The organism is Staphylococcus aureus, from assembly GCF_001027105.1.
Classification (GTDB): Bacteria; Bacillota; Bacilli; order Staphylococcales; family Staphylococcaceae; genus Staphylococcus; species Staphylococcus aureus.
The window spans coordinates 2,001,971-2,020,958 of the sequence record NZ_CP011526.1; the positions used below are offsets into that span (position 1 = coordinate 2,001,971).

The window sequence follows — 18,988 nt, forward strand, 5'->3', positions numbered from 1 at the left end:
TATATACAATATACACAATATACACAGTTTTGTAAATATGCATGTCTCATTATCAACCAGTCTTCAGAAATAACACTGAGTATTGTATTACTAGCAGTTGAATAAAATGAAATGACACTACCATTTAATCTTGCATTGTCTACTTCAATAAAAAAGACTGCTAAAACGAATGTCTTTAATCTCTACGTGACAACCGTAGCGTCAACATAAACAATCGTTTTAAACAGTCAATTCTATTTACTATTTTTACGTCGATCATTACTTCTACTTATAAAAGCACAAATCATAAACATAATCGCTGCTAATAATAATTTTATACCTTGGCTTTCATGATTAGTTGCTTGTAAATAATAACCAATAATAAATAAAATAATTGCAAGTACTACAAATATTTTTGTTAGATGTTTCAATTTATTTCACCTCAACATCGACATTATAACAAATATAAATTTTTTTAATAAGTTATTGAATTTCAAAAGTTCAAGGTACTAATCACTTTCAACTAAAATAGCGCAACAAAACCATTCAATCAAAATGATTATTGATTGCGATATATTGTGTTCAATGATATTATTTAAGTGTATCCACAGAATTATACTACACAACCCCAAGTCTGGTACCAGCAGACTTGGGGTTATTTATGTGTGTAGGATCATTTTTTATTTTTCCATTTCAGTTCTAACCAAAGTCGAAAAATAATTAGTAAGCCACCTGTAATAAGTGTCATCATCCCTTCTTGCCACCACATCATTACACTACACCTCCGTTCGACTAAAGTATCATACTGAAGGATGACCTACACCTATTCTAACATAAAAACAGAACATATGTTCGTATTTTGGCAGCAGATTTTACATATTATTCGTTAATTCACCAACAACACTTTATCTTTGGTATAATTGAAGATAATATATAGGCATACAATTTTTTTAAAGAGAGGTTAAGCAATAATGAATCCTTTAGCCCAAAGCTTAAATGAACAACTTCAACAGTCAAATGCAACTGCCTTTACAATGTTATCTGACTTAGGTCAAAATATGTTTTATCCAAAAGGCATTTTATCTCAATCTGCTGAAGCAAAGAGTACAACATATAATGCAACTATAGGTATGGCGACAAACAAAGACGGAAAAATGTTTGCATCATCTTTAGATGCAATGTTTAATGATTTAACTCCAGATGAAATATTCCCTTATGCGCCACCACAAGGCATCGAAGAATTACGTGATTTATGGCAACAAAAAATGTTGCGTGACAATCCAGAGCTATCAATCGACAACATGTCACTACCAATTGTTACGAATGCATTAACACATGGTTTATCTTTAGTTGGCGATTTATTTGTAAATCAAGGTGACACTATCTTGTTACCAGAGCATAATTGGGGTAATTACAAACTTGTTTTCAATACGAGAAATGGTGCAAACCTTCAAACATATCCTATCTTTGATAAAGACGGGCATTATACTACTGATTCACTTGTAGAAGCTTTACAATCATACAATAAAGATAAAGTCATTATGATTTTAAATTATCCTAATAATCCGACAGGTTACACACCTACGCATAAAGAAGTGACTACCATCGTCGATGCAATTAAAGCATTAGCTGATAAAGGTACAAAAGTTATAGCTGTTGTGGATGACGCATACTATGGTTTATTCTATGAAGATGTGTATACTCAATCATTATTTACTGCATTATCTAATTTAAATTCAAATGCAATATTACCTGTTCGTTTAGATGGTGCAACAAAAGAATTTTTCGCATGGGGATTCCGTGTTGGGTTTATGACATTTGGAACGTCTGATCAAACAACTAAAGAAGTATTAGAAGCCAAAGTAAAAGGTCTTATACGAAGTAACATTTCTAGTGGACCTCTTCCAACACAAAGCGCTGTTAAGCATGTATTAAAAAATAATAAACAATTCGATAAAGAAATCGAACAAAATATTCAAACATTAAAAGAACGCTATGAAGTCACTAAGGAAGTTGTCTATGCTGATCAATATCATTCACATTGGCAAGCCTATGACTTTAACTCTGGATACTTTATGGCAATAAAAGTTCATGATGTTGACCCTGAAGAACTTCGTAAACATTTAATTGAAAAATATTCAATTGGTGTTATTGCACTTAATGCAACAGATATTCGTATTGCGTTTAGCTGTGTAGAAAAAGAAGATATCCCACATGTATTTGATTCAATTGCTAAAGCGATTGATGACTTAAGATAATTAATTTCAACCAATAATCTGATGAGTATGACTCGGATTATTGGTTTTTTATTTTTAAAATTATTCCTTCTTTCAAAGTATCATAAGATATATTTTATTCAGCAACTTGTCAAACACTATACCTAATTAGTTTTATACATCTCTCCTAACAAAATCAAAAAATCGGACAGATGAAAAGTAAAAAACTTTTTCTATCAGTCCGATTTATTATAGAACCAATTTATATAACTTTTGGCAAATCACTTCAAACATTCAAGCATCACATCTCTACAAATGTAAAAGGCACCCCACGATTGTGAGATGCCTTATTATAAAATTAAAGATTAGAATTTAAGTTCAATATCTACCTTTTTAATGTCAGTTGCTTTAAATACTCTTTCATCTTTATACTCAGTTTTTAAGTCTACATATTTTGACGAACCATTTTTAAAATACACTTTATACACTGCGCGTTCAGCAAGTCCTATGTCATGTTTAGTTATCCCTTGATCATTTGCCATTGCTGATTTAAGTTTTATACTTAAATCATTAATTGTAATTTTGCTTGCATTATAGAACACAAATTCATTTGAAACTATGTTTTCAAATTTATTTATTGTTACTGGGAATTTCACATTATTAGATTTATTTATTTTTTTTTGATTTAGTGTATTGTTTTACATCAATATCAATCTTTTTAATATCTTTGGCACTAAATAAATTAGGTGTAAAGATGTCTGATTTTAAATTCACTACTTGTTTCTTTCCATTTTTGAAATATACTGTATATTTTGCTTGTTTCGCAAATTTTAAGTCAAGATCACTGATGCCTCTTTCACTTTTTAATACAGATTTCACTTTGTCATTTAAATATTTGTAACTAATTAATTGTTTATTCGAAATTTTAAGTTTTGATAAAATTGGTGTTGATGTGCCATTTACTGCAATTGTATATGGTACATAGCTATCCGCTTTCGCTTTAGTTCCTGTTTTAACATCAATATCTATCTTTTTAATATCTTGAACATAAAGCAGATTCAGTTGGCTAATATTTGAATTTATGTTAATCACTTTTTTCGTTCCATTTTTAAAATGTACTGTGTAAGTTGCTTTTTTTGCATATTTTAATTCACGTTCCCCGATACCTCTATCATGCTTCAATACTGATTTAACTTTTTTAGAGATATCTTTGTAGCCTACACGTGGGTCACCTGTAAATTTTAAATCTGATAAAATTGGTGTTGATGTGCCATTTACTGCAATTGTGTATGGTACATATCTGTCTGCTTTCGCTTTAGTTCCTGTTTTAACAGTAATTTCAATTCTCTTAACATCTTTCGCATGAACTAAGTTTGCTGTGTAATTTTTTGAATTCAACTGTAAGATTCTTTTACCACCATTTTTAAAATAAACAGTATAATAAGCTTTCTTAGCATATTTTAAATCTTGTTCACTAATACCTCTATCATGCTTCAGTACTGATTTTATTTGACTAGTTAAATTTTTGTAATTTGTCCAAGGTTTATTTGAAAATGAAAGATTCGATAAAATGTTTGTAGATGTACCATTTAAATTAATTGAATATGGAACTTGATAGTTTCTTTTAGCTTTATTTTCGATATGTTTTTTTGTATCTACGTTAATATTGATACTTTTAATATCACTTGAATTTATTAAATTCGCTGTGTAAATACCTGATTTCAAATCGATAACTTTCTTCGTTCCATTTTTAAAATTAACTGTATATTTCGCTTGCTTCGATAATCTTAAATCAACATCGGTAATACCTCTATTTGATTCTAAAACTGATTTAACTTTATCCTCTAAATCTTTGTAACTAATATTTTGATTCTTATTAAATGTTAAGTTTGATAAAATATTTTGGCTTGTACCGTTCACAGTGATTGTGTATGGAACTTGGTAATTTGCTTTATCTTTCTTTTTATCTTCAACTTGCTTTTTAGTATCTACGTTAATATTAATAGCTTTAATTTCACTTGTATTAATTAAATCAGCTGTGTAAATACCTGCTTTCAAATCGATAACTTTCTTTGTTCCATTTTTAAAGTAAACAGTATATTTCGCTTGCTTCGATAGTCTTAAATCTATATCACTAATACCTCTGTCTGATTTTAAAACTGATTTAACTCTATCCTCTAAATCTTTATAACTAATATTTTGATTCTTATTAAATGTTAAGCTTGATAAAATATTTTGGCTTGTACCGTTCACAGTGATTGCATATGGAACATGGACTTTAGAATATCCATGGTGTAACGAACTTGATGATTTATCTAATGGCTTAGCTGCGGCAGACGCTTCATTATTATTAAAGTTTGCACCTGTTGATGCTAAAACACCTAATGCTAAAGTTGTTGTAATCAATGACTTAAATTTCATAAATTATCTCTCCTTTTTTGTGTAATTCGTATTTGCAACTTAATTATAGCCAGACTTTCTCTATTTTTTGAATTAACTGAATATTAATAATAAATTATCTTTAACAATAATTTTTTAACACTGTTAAAAGTTCTTTTAATTTTGATTAACTAATTAATTTACAATACCTAAAATGTTGTTTGGTTTTGTTTATACCAAGCTTCAAACTTAAATGTCATAACAACATTCATTTCTTAATTCCGATTAGATTTGTCGATTATATTTACAGCATCTTTATACTCAAAAAACATTTACTTAAAAATATAAATTCGATTTAATAATTAATTTAAATTTAGTTAATCAATTTTGCATCTATTTTGTTGTAAGCTATATAAAAGGAGTGATAATGATGGTGAAAAAAACAAAATCCAATTCACTAAAAAAAGTTGCAACACTTGCATTAGCAAATTTATTATTAGTTGGTGCACTTACTGACAATAGTGCCAAAGCCGAATCTAAGAAAGATGATACTGATTTGAAGTTAGTTAGTCATAACGTTTATATGTTATCGACCGTTTTGTATCCAAACTGGGGGCAATATAAACGCGCTGATTTAATCGGACAATCTTCTTATATTAAAAATAATGATGTCGTAATATTCAATGAAGCATTTGATAATGGTGCATCAGACAAATTATTAAGTAATGTGAAAAAAGAATATCCTTATCAAACACCTGTACTCGGCCGTTCTCAATCAGGGTGGGACAAAACTGAAGGTAGCTACTCATCAACTGTTGCAGAAGATGGTGGCGTAGCGATTGTAAGTAAATATCCTATTAAAGAAAAAATCCAGCATGTTTTCAAAAGCGGTTGTGGATTCGATAATGATAGCAACAAAGGCTTTGTTTATACAAAAATAGAGAAAAATGGTAAGAACGTTCACGTTATCGGTACACATACACAATCTGAAGATTCACGTTGTGGTGCTGGACATGATCGAAAAATTAGAGCTGAACAAATGAAAGAAATCAGTGATTTTGTTAAAAAGAAAAATATCCCTAAAGATGAAACGGTATATATAGGTGGCGACCTTAATGTCAATAAAGGCACTCCAGAGTTCAAAGATATGCTTAAAAACTTGAATGTAAATGATGTTCTATATGCAGGTCATAATAGCACATGGGACCCTCAATCAAATTCAATTGCGAAATATAATTACCCTAATGGTAAACCAGAACATTTAGACTATATATTTACAGATAAAGATCATAAACAACCAAAACAATTAGTCAATGAAGTTGTGACTGAAAAACCTAAGCCATGGGATGTATATGCGTTCCCATATTACTACGTTTACAATGATTTTTCAGATCATTACCCAATCAAAGCCTATAGTAAATAGTGCTCAACTAACTAATAACTTGCTTCGTTCTAAAAGGACGAAGCGAGTTATATTGTTAAAATTTGAATTGACTTACATTTTAATAAAATCATCTTAACAACTTTAATTTTTCATTAATACAAGTCTTTACTCTACACTCAAACAAGATTCATACACTGCACGTCATAATAAATCTATCTATTCAAATATAAATAAAAGTTACCTACTACATTCTATGTAGCAGGCAACTTTTATTACTTATTTCTTTTCATTATCATTAAGTACTTTTACAAACTTCACATTATGTGTCTTCCAATCAACTTCATATAATGCTGATAATTTTTCTTCTTTTTTATCTACATGGTTTTCACCAGACCAATAGCCCCAGAAACCATGGCGATTCCAATCTATTTTAAACTCATCCATTGATCTTTTATAATGAACAACAAATTGTGATTTACCTTTGTCTTTTTTATCATGTGACATAACAGCTAAAAATTCTGGATTAAACCCTTCAGACACAGTTACAGGCATTTTGTCTTTAGGTGTGAAATTATCTTTCGCCCATAAATTTCCATTTCGTGTTAAAGAAAAAATTTCACTTTTAGTTCTATTATCACTATCATTAGTTAATTGTCTCGTATGGTCATGTCCCATATTATTTATCAAATGTGCTTCTACTTTCCAACCTACACCTTTATGTGACGTAGATTGATCAAGTAATGTACGATATGATGGTTGTTGATAACTAATCGTCTCTGAATAATTACTCTCTTTTGTAATATTTCCAGTTAAGCCTCCACGATTAATCGAAAAATCTCCACCTGTTTTATAACCATACGTATATTTAACTTCTCTTGATTCATCCTGATTTTTTGGTGCAAAGTCAGTCACATTTGTATTGTTGTTGTCATCAACATTTTGAATTGAAACTGAATAAGATCCAGGCCATCTTAATGTACTATTCCAATAACCATTTGGGTCTAAAATTCTCAAACCACTACCAATTGTACCTTTTGCTTTAATAAATACTGTTTCTTTATCATAATTAGGTTCAGTTAAGAAATTAAATTGTAAGCTTTGAGTAATATTTTTTTGACTATCACTTGTTGTAGCTGTACGTGTATACATTTTAGTATCACCATCAAGATTCTTCTCAGAAACTTGTTTGATTTCAGAATTAATCTTTGCAAATGAAGTAGCTGGTAATACAGTGAAAGTAGTCGATAGTGCTAACGTACAAATTGTGATATTTTTACATAGTTGTTTAATCATTAGTAATCCGCCCTTTCAATATTATCCTTCTTTATAAGGTTTATTGTCATCAGAATATTTATCAACGACTTTAACTGTTTTATTTTTCCAATCAACTTCATAAGTGACAATTAATCTTTGACCATCTTTATTTTTTTCTAAAATTGGAGGTGCATAATGTATTCCAGGTCTGTTTTTCAAAATATCTTGATTTCGTGTGTATGTTACTTCAAATTGCGTTTTCTCATTTGACTTTTCATTAGATAAATAAGTTAAAAATTCTGGATTAAAGCCACTTCTTACTAATGCTGGGTATCTATATTTTGAAGCAAAGCTTAGTTCAGGGTTTTCTACAGTAGCAATTCTCGTATTTCTATAGAATAATAATTCATCATTTCTATTTTTCACTTCTCCACCATACTTCAAGTCATTCGCAATAACTGACCAGTGTACATGCCAGTTATTATTTTTACCGCTGGCAATTGTGTCATAATTTTGCTGATTATAACTAATCGTTTTGGAGTAGCTATTTGATGAAGTTCGTCCAATACCTTTTGTTGAATCGAATTTACCACCTGAGCTATATGAAAATGTACTGTCTACTTTTGCAGTTGAAATTTTATTTTTCGGCAATTGGTCTAATATTTCAGTTTTACGATTTCTTTTTACTTGAAAATCTACATGGTACTCACTTGGATACTTTAACCAATTTGAATTTTTTTCTTCTTTATGAGATTCAAACTTTAAATTTGAATGAATTGAGCCTTGTTTTTTAACAAGTAATACATTCTTGTCATAAGTTGGATCATCGATAAAGTCGAATTGTAAATTTTGGAGTATATTTGTTTTCTCATCATATACTGTTTCAGTTCGTTTTGTGATTTTACCGTTTTTCCCAATATCATCCGGTGCTGTTGAATTTTTATCTTTATTAGTAACATTACGTTTGTCTTTTTGTTGAGACTTATCAACATGTTCTTTCTTATTTTGGTCTTGAGAGTCTTTATGAGCTGAATTTGCTTGAGTCGTTGCTGCTGATAACAATAAAATTGCACATGATAATGATGACGCTATTAAAACACGTTTTTTATTTTTCATTGTTATAACCTTCTTTCGTATGATTGATATTTGTTGATATGTATCGACATGTGAATAATATCACAAAAACAGAGAATATATATTTAACTATTTATTAAATGATTTTGTTAATATTATTAAATACTTTATCCTCTTTAAAAATAATGTGTGTACAAAGTCATTAATTTAGCAAATATTTTTATTTAGTAGTTAATAACCATCGATTTGAAATTTATATATAATTATTAGCTAAATAATATCCTGCATCTTTCTCATACAATTTACTATAAAATTAAGCATATCCGATATCAGCGTTAATAAGATCGTTGATACTAGACAGTTAATTTCATAGAACGAAATCAAATAACACACTACTTTCTGCATTTTAAATTATGTTTAAGAATAAAAATTATGTTTATATAAATATATATACTACTTTGAAAGGTGTGAGCTTAATGACAACTTTTAGTGAAAAAGAAAAAATTCAATTACTAGCAGATATTGTTGAACTACAAACTGAAAATAATAATGAAATAGACGTTTGTAATTATTTAACAGATTTATTCGACAAGTACGATATTAAATCTGAAATTTTGAAAGTTAATGAACACCGCGCCAATATCGTTGCAGAAATCGGTAACGGCTCACCTATACTCGCATTGAGTGGTCATATGGATGTTGTTGATGCAGGAAATCAAGATAATTGGTCATATCCCCCTTTTCAACTGACAGAAAAAGATGGCAAATTATATGGCCGAGGCACTACAGATATGAAAGGCGGTTTAATGGCTTTGGTCGTATCTCTAATCGAATTAAAAGAACAAAATGAATTGCCTCATGGAACGATTAGATTACTGGCTACTGCTGGCGAAGAGAAAGAACAAGAAGGTGCCAAATTATTAGCTGATAAAGGCTATTTAGACGATGTCGATGGCTTAATTATTGCTGAACCAACTGGATCTGGAATTTATTATGCACATAAGGGGTCTATGTCATGTAAAGTAACTGCAACTGGTAAAGCTGTCCATAGCTCAGTTCCATTTATTGGTGACAATGCAATTGATACACTGCTTGAATTTTATAATCTATTTAAAGAAAAATATTCAGAGCTTAAACAACAAGATACTAAACATGAATTAGATGTTGCGCCTATGTTCAAATCATTGATTGGAAAAGAAATTTCTGAAGAGGATGCAAATTATGCATCTGGTCTTACAGCTGTATGTTCGATTATAAATGGCGGCAAACAATTTAACTCTGTACCAGATGAAGCTTCACTTGAATTTAACGTAAGACCAGTTCCTGAGTATGATAACGACTTTATAGAATCGTTTTTCCAAAATATCATTAATGATGTGGATAGCAATAAGCTTTCACTCGATATTCCAAGCAATCACCGACCTGTAACAAGCGATAAAAATAGCAAATTAATTACTACGATTAAAGATGTAGCTTCTAGTTATGTAGAACAAGACGAAATATTTGTTTCAGCGCTTGTAGGTGCAACAGATGCCTCTAGTTTCTTAGGAGATAATAAGGACAATGTTGATTTAGCCATTTTTGGACCAGGTAATCCATTAATGGCACATCAAATCGATGAATATATTGAAAAAGATATGTATCTGAAATATATTGATATTTTTAAAGAGGCTTCCATTCAATATTTAAAAGAAAAATAAGAACGATGCTGTCAGCTGCCCTATTCGCGTGCTGGCAGTTTTTTATTGCGAATTTTAAGTTGATAGAAATAGCGATGAATATTGTTTGAATGTAAATATTCAAATATCAACAAGCACATTTTCATTGATTAAGTGATGTAAAACTGAAATTATTGTGCTGATTTGTCATACATATATTGACTAATGGTCATATAAAAAGATAGCTTCTAATAGTTACATAAAACTCGTAAAAACCTTCTCGTAAAAGGAATGGGACATAAATCCCTAGAAAACAGCAGCTCAACGAGCTGTAAATTATCAAATACATTTGAAAAAAGCTGATTTCTATCAAATAATTTATAGAAATCAGCTTTTTTACATTGTCTAAGAACTTAATGTCTCTGTCTCTTTGGAACTTTATATTTCATAAGTACTATTTTATTGTTTAACCTTTTTTTAAATAAGGTATAAATCTACAATATCCAAATAAGCCCCATCGATTCTTATAATAGTCAAAATAATTATATTCATGTATTACTCTTATTGTATTTGGTAAAATTTCATTCAATTTTTTTAAATCATTGTAACCATATTTAAAAACAGGTTGTGAGGATAACTTTGATACCGATTGATGTCTCTTTGTATTATTCGCAATTGTTTTTGAGCAAAATTCAATCGCAAATGTCAAATTATGATCTCCCATCTTTTTGATAATAGTGTCCAATAATTGAGTCATTACACTCTCATCAAAATACATCAATACACCTTCAATAATAAACAATATATCTGACTTACTATTAAAAAATTTATAATTTTTGACATCATCAATCCAACTGTAATCTAGCATAGATTTAGATATCATCTTATAACTATTACTTTCTTTAAAAAATGTTTTTCGTATTTCTATTGATTCTGGTACATCTAAATCTATCCATGATATTTTTTCTTTATTAAATCTTTGAAACCTTGTATCTAAGCCACAACCTATATTGACCACGATTAAATCTTTATTATCCTTGATAAGCCTCTTAGTAACACAATCTATTATCACAGTACGTATACTAATTCCAATTTGAGACATGTCATCACATGTAACATTTTTGTACATATCATCTAAACCATCAAATATTTTTTTTGATAGTGCGTCTTTTATTATTGGTTTTTCGTTTTCGTACTCTTTTGCTCGAGCTATCAAAGGAATTAACATTGATTCGGGAATTCCAACCAGTTGCTTCATTTAATCACTCCTTAAAAACATTAGTACCAATGCATAAGAAAATTTTTACAACTTATTTCTATTATTTTTTATTTAAAATTTCTTTTTTTAATTTACTTCTCAAATGTTCTAATGTAATAGGATCTGTGAACCAATAATCTTCTGCTTTATATGAAATTACATGTCCTTTTTTTACAGCTTCAATATTCTGCCATGTATGTGTTTTTTCAAAATCAAATTTTCCGTACGAAGGTTTACTTAAAAATATATAATCACCAGCATATTTACTAATATTTTCTTTTGAAATGGAAGCATAGCCTTTTTTATCTTCTTGTAATTTATCTTTATATTGCTTTGTCATTGGCATACCGAATGCATCATGAACAATATCCAAACCACGACCCCATGTAGAGTTATATATGTATATTTGCTTTTCATCTGGTTCAAACACAGATGCTGTTGCTTGACCAATTTTACTTTGAATTTCTTTTTTATCTTTTCTAGTTTTATCGTCCCACTCTTCAATCCATTTTTTAGCTTTATCTTCATTATTAGTCAACTTGCCTATTTCTTTTAATATTTCTTTATGATTGTATTTATTGTATGTATATGGGATTGTTGGCGCTATTTTTTGGTATTTTTTTATATTTTTATCCATAGCATCTACAACAATTAAATCTGGTTTTGCTTTAGCAACTCTTTCAACATCATTTTCTCCAATATAATCAACCCCTTTTAAATAAGGTTTTAAAATTGAAGAATCTTTAGTTATATCTGAAACAGCAATTGGTTTGATTCCTAACTTTATAAAATCACCAACATAAAATCCAGTTAATACAGCAACTCTTTTAGGTTTCTCTGGTACTTTCAGTGTTTCACCATTTTCAATTTTATAGTCTGTAGTCTTTGTCGAGTTACTTGTTTTATCGACAGATGCTGAACACGCAGTCAAAATAAATAAATTACATAATAAAATTCCAATTAATCTTTTCATAATATCATCCTTTTGTTTTTCAATTGATATTCATTTTCAATTATAAAATATTAAAAGAATTAGTCAACGCCTGTTAGTAATACACATCAGTAACATTTCTATTTTCATTTATGATATTATCTAATTATTAATTTATAATATAAAGGAGTATGAAATTAAAATGAACAAAGTCCACAAACCTTTATATTTTTATTTAATGCTTTTCTTCTCTACAACTATCATAGGTGCACTTTTATTGTATTTACCTTTTACTGGTAAAAAGCCAATATCTTTTTTAGATGCCCTATTTATAGCTTCAAGTGCATTTACAGTTACTGGCTTGTCCCCAGTTGATATAGGATCACAGTTTAATATACTTGGTGAGATAGTAATACTATTATTAATTCAAATAGGTGGTCTGGGTATCGTGACCGTAACCCTATTGACACTAGTATTTTTAAATAGAAAGATATCAATGAAAAATAGATTCTTGATTATGGTTACATGGAATATTGACGAACCTGGTGGTGTTATTAAGCTAATTAAACACTTGGCTATTTATAGTTTAGTCACTGAATTAATTGGTATGATTTGTTTGTGTTTATCTTTTATACCAAAATTTGGTATAGGCAAAGGTTTATTTTTAAGCTTATTCACATCAGTATCAGCTTTTAATAATGCTGGATTTGCCCTTTTTAAGAATAACTTAATAGATTATTCTAGTGATCCAATTGTCATTATTACAATCTCAATACTCATAATATTTGGAGGTATTGGACATTTTGTCGTGATAGACTTTATTAATTGTAAAAAATTGAGTAAATTATCTTTACATTCTAAATTAGTCTTAACTACAACTAGTATCCTAATAATTATAGGAGCTATTACATTCTTTTTATTAGAACAGTTTAATACTATGCAACATATGGGACTAGTTGAAAAAATCGGAAATTCTTTTTTCCAATCAGTAACAACACGAACAGCGGGTTTTAACAGTATAGATATAGCAAGCATTAACAAATCTACCGCATTAATGTTAATGCTACTTATGTTTATTGGTGGTGCCCCTCTCAGTGCAGCTGGAGGAATTAAAATAACTACTTTTGCAGTTGCGTTTATTTTTGTACTAAATTATATACGTAAAGAAAATAATGTTTCAGTATTCAATAAAGAAATATCTGACAAACATATAAAACTATCTATTGTTACCATTAATATCTCATTTCTATTTATCAGCATCATTACTTTTATATTATCGATAATTAATCCGAACATATCATTAATCAAGTTATTATTCGAAGTGGTTTCTGCATTCGGAACAGTAGGGTTAAGTATGAACCTTACCACAGAATATCATGGTATTACTAAAATAATTATTATATTCGTTATGCTTTGCGGTAAAGTAGGACTATTAACTTTATTAAGAACATTTATACCACCAAAAAGTCCTAAAAATTACCGCTACACTAAAGGACAAATTTATCTATAAAATAACTATCCATCTTTAATAAGAAATGAACTAGTGTTTTAATCTATTACATTAAAAAAACTACCTAAACAGGTAGTTTTTTATTTATTTTAGGCCGATTAAATGTCTTATGTCTTTAATTAAGTAAAATGCACAAGTACACCTTTAAAAAGATTTACTCAAAACTAAACTATACCTAGTTAACCGCTTGTGATTAAGAAATTTTAAATGTGGTTTCTTTTAATTATGTCAACCACCCATAAGGATTTTAATCAAGCACTCATTCATTCCTGCACTCGCAATATGCATTACTTATAGAAGTGGATGCACTCTCATATTATGGCAATACCATAACTCCCGCACCATAATGATTTAAATACCATTATGAATCTCAATTACAAATTAGCACATAAAAAAGACGCCTCCCATAAGTCTAGTCACCAAATGGAAAACGTCTCGTAATTAAAATATATTTGCGTGCATTCTAATTTGTACTTAGAATACATCATACTCGTTCATAATGTAATTTTCTAATTAGTCAAAACTATATACAGTTTTACATCATTCCCGGCATTATGCACTAATAAAAACTTACTTTAATACACGCTTTAAAGATTATTAAATCAGCGTTTTAATTTTTAGACAACGCTATTATTTTTAGTTTTTCAATTCTATTATGTCATAATTATGTCACTCAAAAACTGTTTTCCAACATTGATTTATTGTTGGAAAATCTCGAAAATCTAGTCTATTTCTCCAACAATCGAAGAATTATGCCCTTTTTTCTCCCTTTAAATAAGTCATAATACGAGGCATACATGCAACATTTACAATAAAATATGTTCCTACATCGTATTATACGAATGCTCACACTTATAGTTGTTTAGTAAACCCAGATGTATTGCTAACATACCCATTATCACTATATAGTTTATGTGCAGATAGTCTTTCATTTCTATTACCACTATTTAGTGTTATTGCTTTACAATTCAACCGTTTAGAAAATTCTTCAGAATCAGCTAATAATCTCTTTCCATAACCTTTTTTCCTAAATTCAGAATGTATAACAAACGCAAGGATTCTCATATACTCTGCATTTTTTTCGTAAAACATCATTTTACACATACCACTTAAACCAATTATTTTATTTTCTTTTATCAAAAGCAGTAGGAAGTAATCATCATGATTCGTTATTTTCTTTAGTCTCTTTTTTAAATCATTCTCATTTGTTGGATAACCTAGATCATCATATAATTTACATAGTTGATTTAATTTTTCAAAATCACTGTTATTAAACAATCTTGTAATTATGCTCATATAACCCACCCTAAAAATATTATGTACCTATTGTTACATACAATAGATACGCAAAATCATTTCTCACTGCAAATCAGGACGTTTCTCAGCGTAAACAAATCATTTCTATTCTTTTGAAAAATATCTGCATATCTTCACAGTAATTTTATAACAGATTAATAAAATTAAAAAAAACATAACAACAAGTATTATAATAAATATTATAATAGCTATCGTATTAAATAGTTTAGAATATGCAAACTGAAAAATAAAAATCACAATTAAAATACTAAGTAATGTAAATGGTAATAGCATCATCAGATCTTTAACATTATTTCTTTGTTCTTGCTCCCAATCGCTAATAGCCCTAAAACTACTTTTTTTATCTATAGGCGATGTAAAAATACCATATATTGAAGGTGCTATACCTCCTAAAATAGCAGTTCCCAAAGTTGTCATTACTGAAATTACTGCGAAAGTATCATCCGAAAGCAATAAATTCAAACTAATGCATTGTTTATTACCCATCGAATTTATTGACCAAATAGCTAGAGAAATAAACAACCCAAAATTTAAAATAAATGATATAGTAATAGCAATTGTTTACAAAACACGAAATTTTTCATTTTTATTTATATTATCCATTTTTCTCCCTTTTTCTTAAATCATTTTATTATATATTACAATAATCAATCTGAAATGTTGATGTAATTTGAAAAAAATATCATACTTTTACTCCTGAAAACCTCCCTAAATCATCAATATGAAAATCAGTATTAGGATATTGCGTTTACAACTCTTTTAAATCTCACTCATTCTTCTCATCGTCTTAACCGATACTATCAATAAATACTGGCAACACCATAAAATATATACCCAATTTATAAAAACCTAATTGACTCATAATCTTCTAACGGTATATCATCCACAATCACAGTATGATTAGGATTATCGTTAGATACATCTTTCACTGCCTTATCTAACCCCTCATCACCTCCGTCCCATTCACCAATATTAATGAATATAGGTACATTACCGTTTATATCATGCTTATCTGTAAATAATTTATGATATTTACCCAACATATCACGAGCTTTTAAACGATCACTAGGTTTTATTGGTACCTCTATCAGTTCAACATGTTCATTATAGACTAATTGTACTTTGCCACTTTGTGGATTTTCTTTATATTCTCCACGCTTGACTACAACTTCTTTCGTTTCTGTTTCATCACCGACTGCCGCATTCGTTAGCACATGTAATAACTCTTTTGCGGTTAATACATTCTCATCTATAATCTTATCTTTTTGTTCTTGTATATATTGCTTGATGTGCGGCTTTTTCAATAACCTACACGCTGTCACATGTGCGCTATTTGCGTTATATCCTGCTTTTATGGCACTTTGTGTTACATTCAGTGTTCTAATATACTCATTCACAAAACGTGCTTGCTTTGCAGTTAACTCACTCATTTTATCACCCCCACAATTTTATCTAATATGGTTTCATACCATAATATTACAGATTGTTCTGAACAATCTAAGGCACTACTAATATCTTGATAACTAAGTCCTTGTATAAGGGAGTCAAAAATATAAAACTCTTTATCGGTCGCTAATCTGTCAACAATCATTTCTATGTGATTCTTTATAATATGATCATTGACATTATCGTCTGTCATCAATTCGTCAGAATCTTCATCACCTATTAAAAAGAAATCATCAGTATTTATTTCATCATCGCCCCGTTAACTAGCTTTGAAGTCTTTAGCACACTTGCATATACCGGCTGTCGTGCTGGCGAGATACTAGCATTGAAGTGGTCTGATATTGATTTTGAAAACAACACGATTAGTATTACTAAAACATATTACAATCCAAATAATAACAAGAAGAAATATCAGATACTTCCCCCTAAAACTGAAAGTTCTATCGGTAAGATTTCCGTTGACCCAAATGTAATAAAGGTGTTGCGTGATTATAAGATAAACGTTCAAAATAATTGGAAAAACGAATTATATAATGATAACCATTGTAATGAAAAAACTATCAATGTGGATACAAACCATTATGTCACGTACCAGCATACTCAAAAATATCTCTACGCACTCATTCAGATACACACATTGCGCATTGCTCATAGAATCAGGTGTACACATTAAAGAAATACAAGAACGATTACGGCATAAAGATATCAATACCACTATGAATATCTATGCTAAAATCACAAATTCATACAAAAAAGACGCCTCCCATAAGTTTAGTCACCAAATGGAAGACGTCTCGTAATTAAAATATATTTGCGTGCATTCTAATTTATACTTAGAATGAATCATACTCGTGCATAATGTAATTTTCTAGTTAGTCAAAACTATAAACAGTTTTACATCATTCCTGGCATGCCACCCATGTTAGGTTGGTCATTATTTTTTTCTGGAATTGATGCTACAACCGCTTCAGTCGTTAAGAACATTGCTGCAACACTTGCAGCATGTTGTAATGCTGAGCGTGTTACTTTAGTTGGATCAACGATACCTTCTTCTAACATATTAACCCACTCGTTTGTAGCAGCGTTAAAACCAACACCCGGCTCTGCGTTTTTCAAACGTTCTACAATAACAGAACCTTCTAATCCTGCATTTTCAGCAATTTGACGAACTGGTGCAGTTAATGCTTTAAGTACAATATTTACACCTGTTTCAATGTCACCTTCAGCTTCAATTTCACTTACTTTTTGGTAAACATTTACTAATGCAGTACCACCACCTGCAACAATACCTTCTTCAACTGCTGCACGTGTAGAATTTAATGCATCTTCAATACGTAATTTACGTTCTTTAAGCTCTGTTTCACTTGCTGCACCTACTTTGATAACTGCAACACCACCTGCTAATTTAGCTAAGCGCTCTTGTAATTTTTCACGATCAAAGTCAGATTCAGTTTCTTCAATTTGAGATTTCAATTGGCTAACACGTGCATCAATGCTGTTTTCGTCACCGTCACCATCAACAACAGTGGTATTATCTTTAGTTACTTCTACTTTACTTGCAGTACCTAACATATCAATTGATGCATCTTTTAAATCTAAGCCTAAATCATCAGTAATCACTTGCGCACCAGTTAAAATAGCTAAATCTTCAAGCATCGCTTTTCTACGATCACCAAAACCAGGTGCTTTTACTGCAACAGCTGTAAATGTGCCACGCATACGGTTTAGCACGATATTTGTTAATGCATCGCCTTCAACTTCATCAGCTACAATTAAGATTGGACGATTAGATTGAACCACTTGTTCTAATAAAGGTAAGATATCTTGGAAAGACGAGATTTTCTTATCTGTTACTAAAATGTATGGGCGTTCTAATTCAGCAACCATTTTATCTGAATCAGTAACCATATACGGTGATTGATAACCACGATCAAATTGCATACCTTCAACCACTTCTAGTTCAGTGTTTAGTCCATTTGATTCTTCAATTGTAATGACACCATCGTTACCTACTTTTTCCATAGCTTCAGAAATATAACGTCCAATTTCTTCATCTGCTGCTGAAATCGCACCTACTTGCGCAATTTCATTTTTATTTTCAACTTTTTGAGAATTTTCATGTAACGCTTCAACAGCAACTTTAACTGCTTTGTCGATACCTTGTCGTAAACCAACTGGGTTCGCACCACTTGTAACATTTTTCAAGCCTTCTTGAATCATTGCTTGAGCTAATACTGTTGCAGTTGTCGTACCGTCACCAGCAATTTCATTTGTCTTATTTGCGACTTCTTGAACTAGTTTAGCCCCCATATTTTCATATGGATCTTCTAATTCGATTTCTTTAGCAATCGTCACACCATCATTCGTAATTAAAGGTGCTGTAAACTCTTTATCTAATACAACATTACGTCCTTTAGGACCAATCGTTACTTTAACTGCATTTGCAAGTTGGTCAACACCACGTAACATTGCTTGACGTGCATCTTCAGAGAATTTCAATTGTTTAACCATAAATGATAAACCTCCATTTGTTTAGTTGTGTTTCATTTTCGTTCTATTTAATTTATTTATGAATTAAGTTC

The 18,988-nt window shown here is 30.0% G+C and carries 16 protein-coding genes and 3 pseudogenes; 5 read left to right on the plus strand and 14 right to left on the minus strand.

Going from position 1 to position 18,988, the window contains the following annotated elements:
* Positions 1 to 233: 233 nt before the first annotated feature.
* Entirely contained in the window at positions 234 to 410 is a 177-nt protein-coding gene (locus AA076_RS15340; protein ID WP_000681968.1) for an SE1626 family protein, read from the minus strand.
* Positions 411 to 652: 242 nt separating this feature from the next.
* Entirely contained in the window at positions 653 to 751 is a 99-nt protein-coding gene (locus AA076_RS15345; protein WP_000990056.1) for a Trp-rich small protein, read from the minus strand.
* 199 nt (positions 752 to 950) lie between these two features.
* Here AA076_RS15345 and AA076_RS10125 point away from each other — a divergent pair, with 199 nt between their 5' ends.
* A complete protein-coding gene (locus tag AA076_RS10125) occupies positions 951 to 2,237 on the plus strand; it encodes an aminotransferase class I/II-fold pyridoxal phosphate-dependent enzyme (RefSeq protein WP_001068542.1) in 1,287 nt (428 codons plus the stop codon).
* A 323-nt stretch (positions 2,238 to 2,560) separates the two neighbouring features.
* Here the strand turns inward: AA076_RS10125 and AA076_RS16190 are convergent, their stop codons facing one another.
* The 3 genes and pseudogenes from AA076_RS16190 to eap all read right to left on the minus strand — a co-directional run.
* Positions 2,561 to 2,851, minus strand: a complete 291-nt coding sequence (locus AA076_RS16190) for an MAP domain-containing protein (RefSeq protein ID WP_000671712.1) — start codon at positions 2,849 to 2,851, stop codon at positions 2,561 to 2,563.
* A gap of 10 nt (positions 2,852 to 2,861) precedes the next feature.
* Positions 2,862 to 3,164, minus strand: coding sequence for an MAP domain-containing protein (locus tag AA076_RS16200; RefSeq protein WP_223200726.1), 303 nt, complete (start codon positions 3,162 to 3,164; stop codon positions 2,862 to 2,864).
* Positions 3,165 to 3,188: 24 nt separating this feature from the next.
* Positions 3,189 to 4,616 (minus strand): annotated as a pseudogene (gene eap, locus AA076_RS10135) (extracellular adherence protein Eap/Map); the annotation flags it as partial.
* A 388-nt stretch (positions 4,617 to 5,004) separates the two neighbouring features.
* Between eap and sph the strand changes: the two are divergent.
* The gene (sph, locus tag AA076_RS10145) at positions 5,005 to 5,997 is read left to right on the plus strand and encodes a sphingomyelin phosphodiesterase (protein ID WP_000239607.1); all 993 of its coding nucleotides are present in this window, start codon (positions 5,005 to 5,007) and stop codon (positions 5,995 to 5,997) included.
* A 237-nt stretch (positions 5,998 to 6,234) separates the two neighbouring features.
* On the opposite strand, the gene lukG is transcribed toward sph, so the two are convergent.
* On the minus strand, positions 6,235 to 7,251 hold the full coding sequence (lukG, locus tag AA076_RS10150; protein ID WP_000595324.1) for a bi-component leukocidin LukGH subunit G: 1,017 nt from the start codon (positions 7,249 to 7,251) through the stop codon (positions 6,235 to 6,237).
* A gap of 21 nt (positions 7,252 to 7,272) precedes the next feature.
* On the minus strand, positions 7,273 to 8,328 hold the full coding sequence (gene lukH / locus AA076_RS10155; protein ID WP_000791407.1) for a bi-component leukocidin LukGH subunit H: 1,056 nt from the start codon (positions 8,326 to 8,328) through the stop codon (positions 7,273 to 7,275).
* Positions 8,329 to 8,762: 434 nt separating this feature from the next.
* On the opposite strand from lukH, the gene AA076_RS10160 reads away from it, so the two are divergent.
* The gene (locus AA076_RS10160; RefSeq protein ID WP_000206638.1) at positions 8,763 to 9,986 is read left to right on the plus strand and encodes an ArgE/DapE family deacylase; all 1,224 of its coding nucleotides are present in this window, start codon (positions 8,763 to 8,765) and stop codon (positions 9,984 to 9,986) included.
* A 371-nt stretch (positions 9,987 to 10,357) separates the two neighbouring features.
* Here the strand turns inward: AA076_RS10160 and AA076_RS10165 are convergent.
* Both AA076_RS10165 and AA076_RS10170 read right to left on the minus strand, forming a co-directional pair.
* Positions 10,358 to 11,202 (minus strand): annotated as a pseudogene (locus AA076_RS10165) (class I SAM-dependent methyltransferase).
* A 61-nt stretch (positions 11,203 to 11,263) separates the two neighbouring features.
* Entirely contained in the window at positions 11,264 to 12,175 is a 912-nt protein-coding gene (locus AA076_RS10170; RefSeq protein ID WP_000825510.1) for an iron-hydroxamate ABC transporter substrate-binding protein, read from the minus strand.
* Between the two features lie 160 nt (positions 12,176 to 12,335).
* On the opposite strand from AA076_RS10170, the gene AA076_RS10175 reads away from it, so the two are divergent.
* The gene (locus tag AA076_RS10175; RefSeq protein WP_001045079.1) at positions 12,336 to 13,643 is read left to right on the plus strand and encodes a TrkH family potassium uptake protein; all 1,308 of its coding nucleotides are present in this window, start codon (positions 12,336 to 12,338) and stop codon (positions 13,641 to 13,643) included.
* 852 nt (positions 13,644 to 14,495) lie between these two features.
* On the opposite strand, the gene AA076_RS10180 is transcribed toward AA076_RS10175, so the two are convergent.
* The 4 genes from AA076_RS10180 to AA076_RS10195 all read right to left on the minus strand — a co-directional run bounded on the left by AA076_RS10180 (position 14,496) and on the right by AA076_RS10195 (position 16,599).
* Entirely contained in the window at positions 14,496 to 14,939 is a 444-nt protein-coding gene (locus AA076_RS10180; RefSeq protein ID WP_000022887.1) for a GNAT family N-acetyltransferase, read from the minus strand.
* A gap of 105 nt (positions 14,940 to 15,044) precedes the next feature.
* A complete protein-coding gene (locus tag AA076_RS10185) occupies positions 15,045 to 15,482 on the minus strand; it encodes a hypothetical protein (protein WP_011447041.1) in 438 nt (145 codons plus the stop codon).
* A 317-nt stretch (positions 15,483 to 15,799) separates the two neighbouring features.
* Entirely contained in the window at positions 15,800 to 16,390 is a 591-nt protein-coding gene (locus AA076_RS10190; protein WP_001293058.1) for a terminase small subunit, read from the minus strand.
* Positions 16,387 to 16,599 (minus strand): LuxR C-terminal-related transcriptional regulator, encoded by a 213-nt coding sequence (locus AA076_RS10195; protein ID WP_000128898.1) that lies wholly within the window; start codon positions 16,597 to 16,599, stop codon positions 16,387 to 16,389. The genes AA076_RS10190 and AA076_RS10195 overlap by 4 nt, the downstream gene beginning before the upstream one ends.
* A gap of 60 nt (positions 16,600 to 16,659) precedes the next feature.
* Between AA076_RS10195 and AA076_RS15360 the strand changes: the two are divergent.
* Positions 16,660 to 17,206 (plus strand): annotated as a pseudogene (locus AA076_RS15360) (site-specific integrase); the annotation flags it as partial.
* Positions 17,207 to 17,300: 94 nt separating this feature from the next.
* Here the strand turns inward: AA076_RS15360 and groL are convergent.
* Positions 17,301 to 18,917: a chaperonin GroEL gene (groL, locus tag AA076_RS10205; RefSeq protein ID WP_000240645.1), complete on the minus strand. Its 1,617-nt coding sequence runs from the start codon at positions 18,915 to 18,917 to the stop codon at positions 17,301 to 17,303.
* Positions 18,918 to 18,988 lie beyond the last annotated feature (71 nt).

Bases quoted from the DNA above. Each gene is read 5' to 3' on its own strand.
- AA076_RS15345 (WP_000990056.1), bottom strand. From the start codon at position 751: ATGATGTGGTGGCAAGAAGGGATGATGACACTTATTACAGGTGGCTTA.
- AA076_RS10125 (WP_001068542.1), top strand. From the start codon at position 951: ATGAATCCTTTAGCCCAAAGCTTAAATGAACAACTTCAACAGTCAAAT.
- sph (WP_000239607.1), top strand. From the start codon at position 5,005: ATGGTGAAAAAAACAAAATCCAATTCACTAAAAAAAGTTGCAACACTT.
- lukG (WP_000595324.1), bottom strand. From the start codon at position 7,251: ATGATTAAACAACTATGTAAAAATATCACAATTTGTACGTTAGCACTA.
- lukH (WP_000791407.1), bottom strand. From the start codon at position 8,328: ATGAAAAATAAAAAACGTGTTTTAATAGCGTCATCATTATCATGTGCA.
- AA076_RS10160 (WP_000206638.1), top strand. From the start codon at position 8,763: ATGACAACTTTTAGTGAAAAAGAAAAAATTCAATTACTAGCAGATATT.
- AA076_RS10170 (WP_000825510.1), bottom strand. From the start codon at position 12,175: ATGAAAAGATTAATTGGAATTTTATTATGTAATTTATTTATTTTGACT.
- AA076_RS10175 (WP_001045079.1), top strand. From the start codon at position 12,336: ATGAACAAAGTCCACAAACCTTTATATTTTTATTTAATGCTTTTCTTC.
- AA076_RS10180 (WP_000022887.1), bottom strand. From the start codon at position 14,939: ATGAGCATAATTACAAGATTGTTTAATAACAGTGATTTTGAAAAATTA.
- AA076_RS10190 (WP_001293058.1), bottom strand. From the start codon at position 16,390: ATGAGTGAGTTAACTGCAAAGCAAGCACGTTTTGTGAATGAGTATATT.
- AA076_RS10195 (WP_000128898.1), bottom strand. From the start codon at position 16,599: ATGACAGACGATAATGTCAATGATCATATTATAAAGAATCACATAGAA.
- groL (WP_000240645.1), bottom strand. From the start codon at position 18,917: ATGGTTAAACAATTGAAATTCTCTGAAGATGCACGTCAAGCAATGTTA.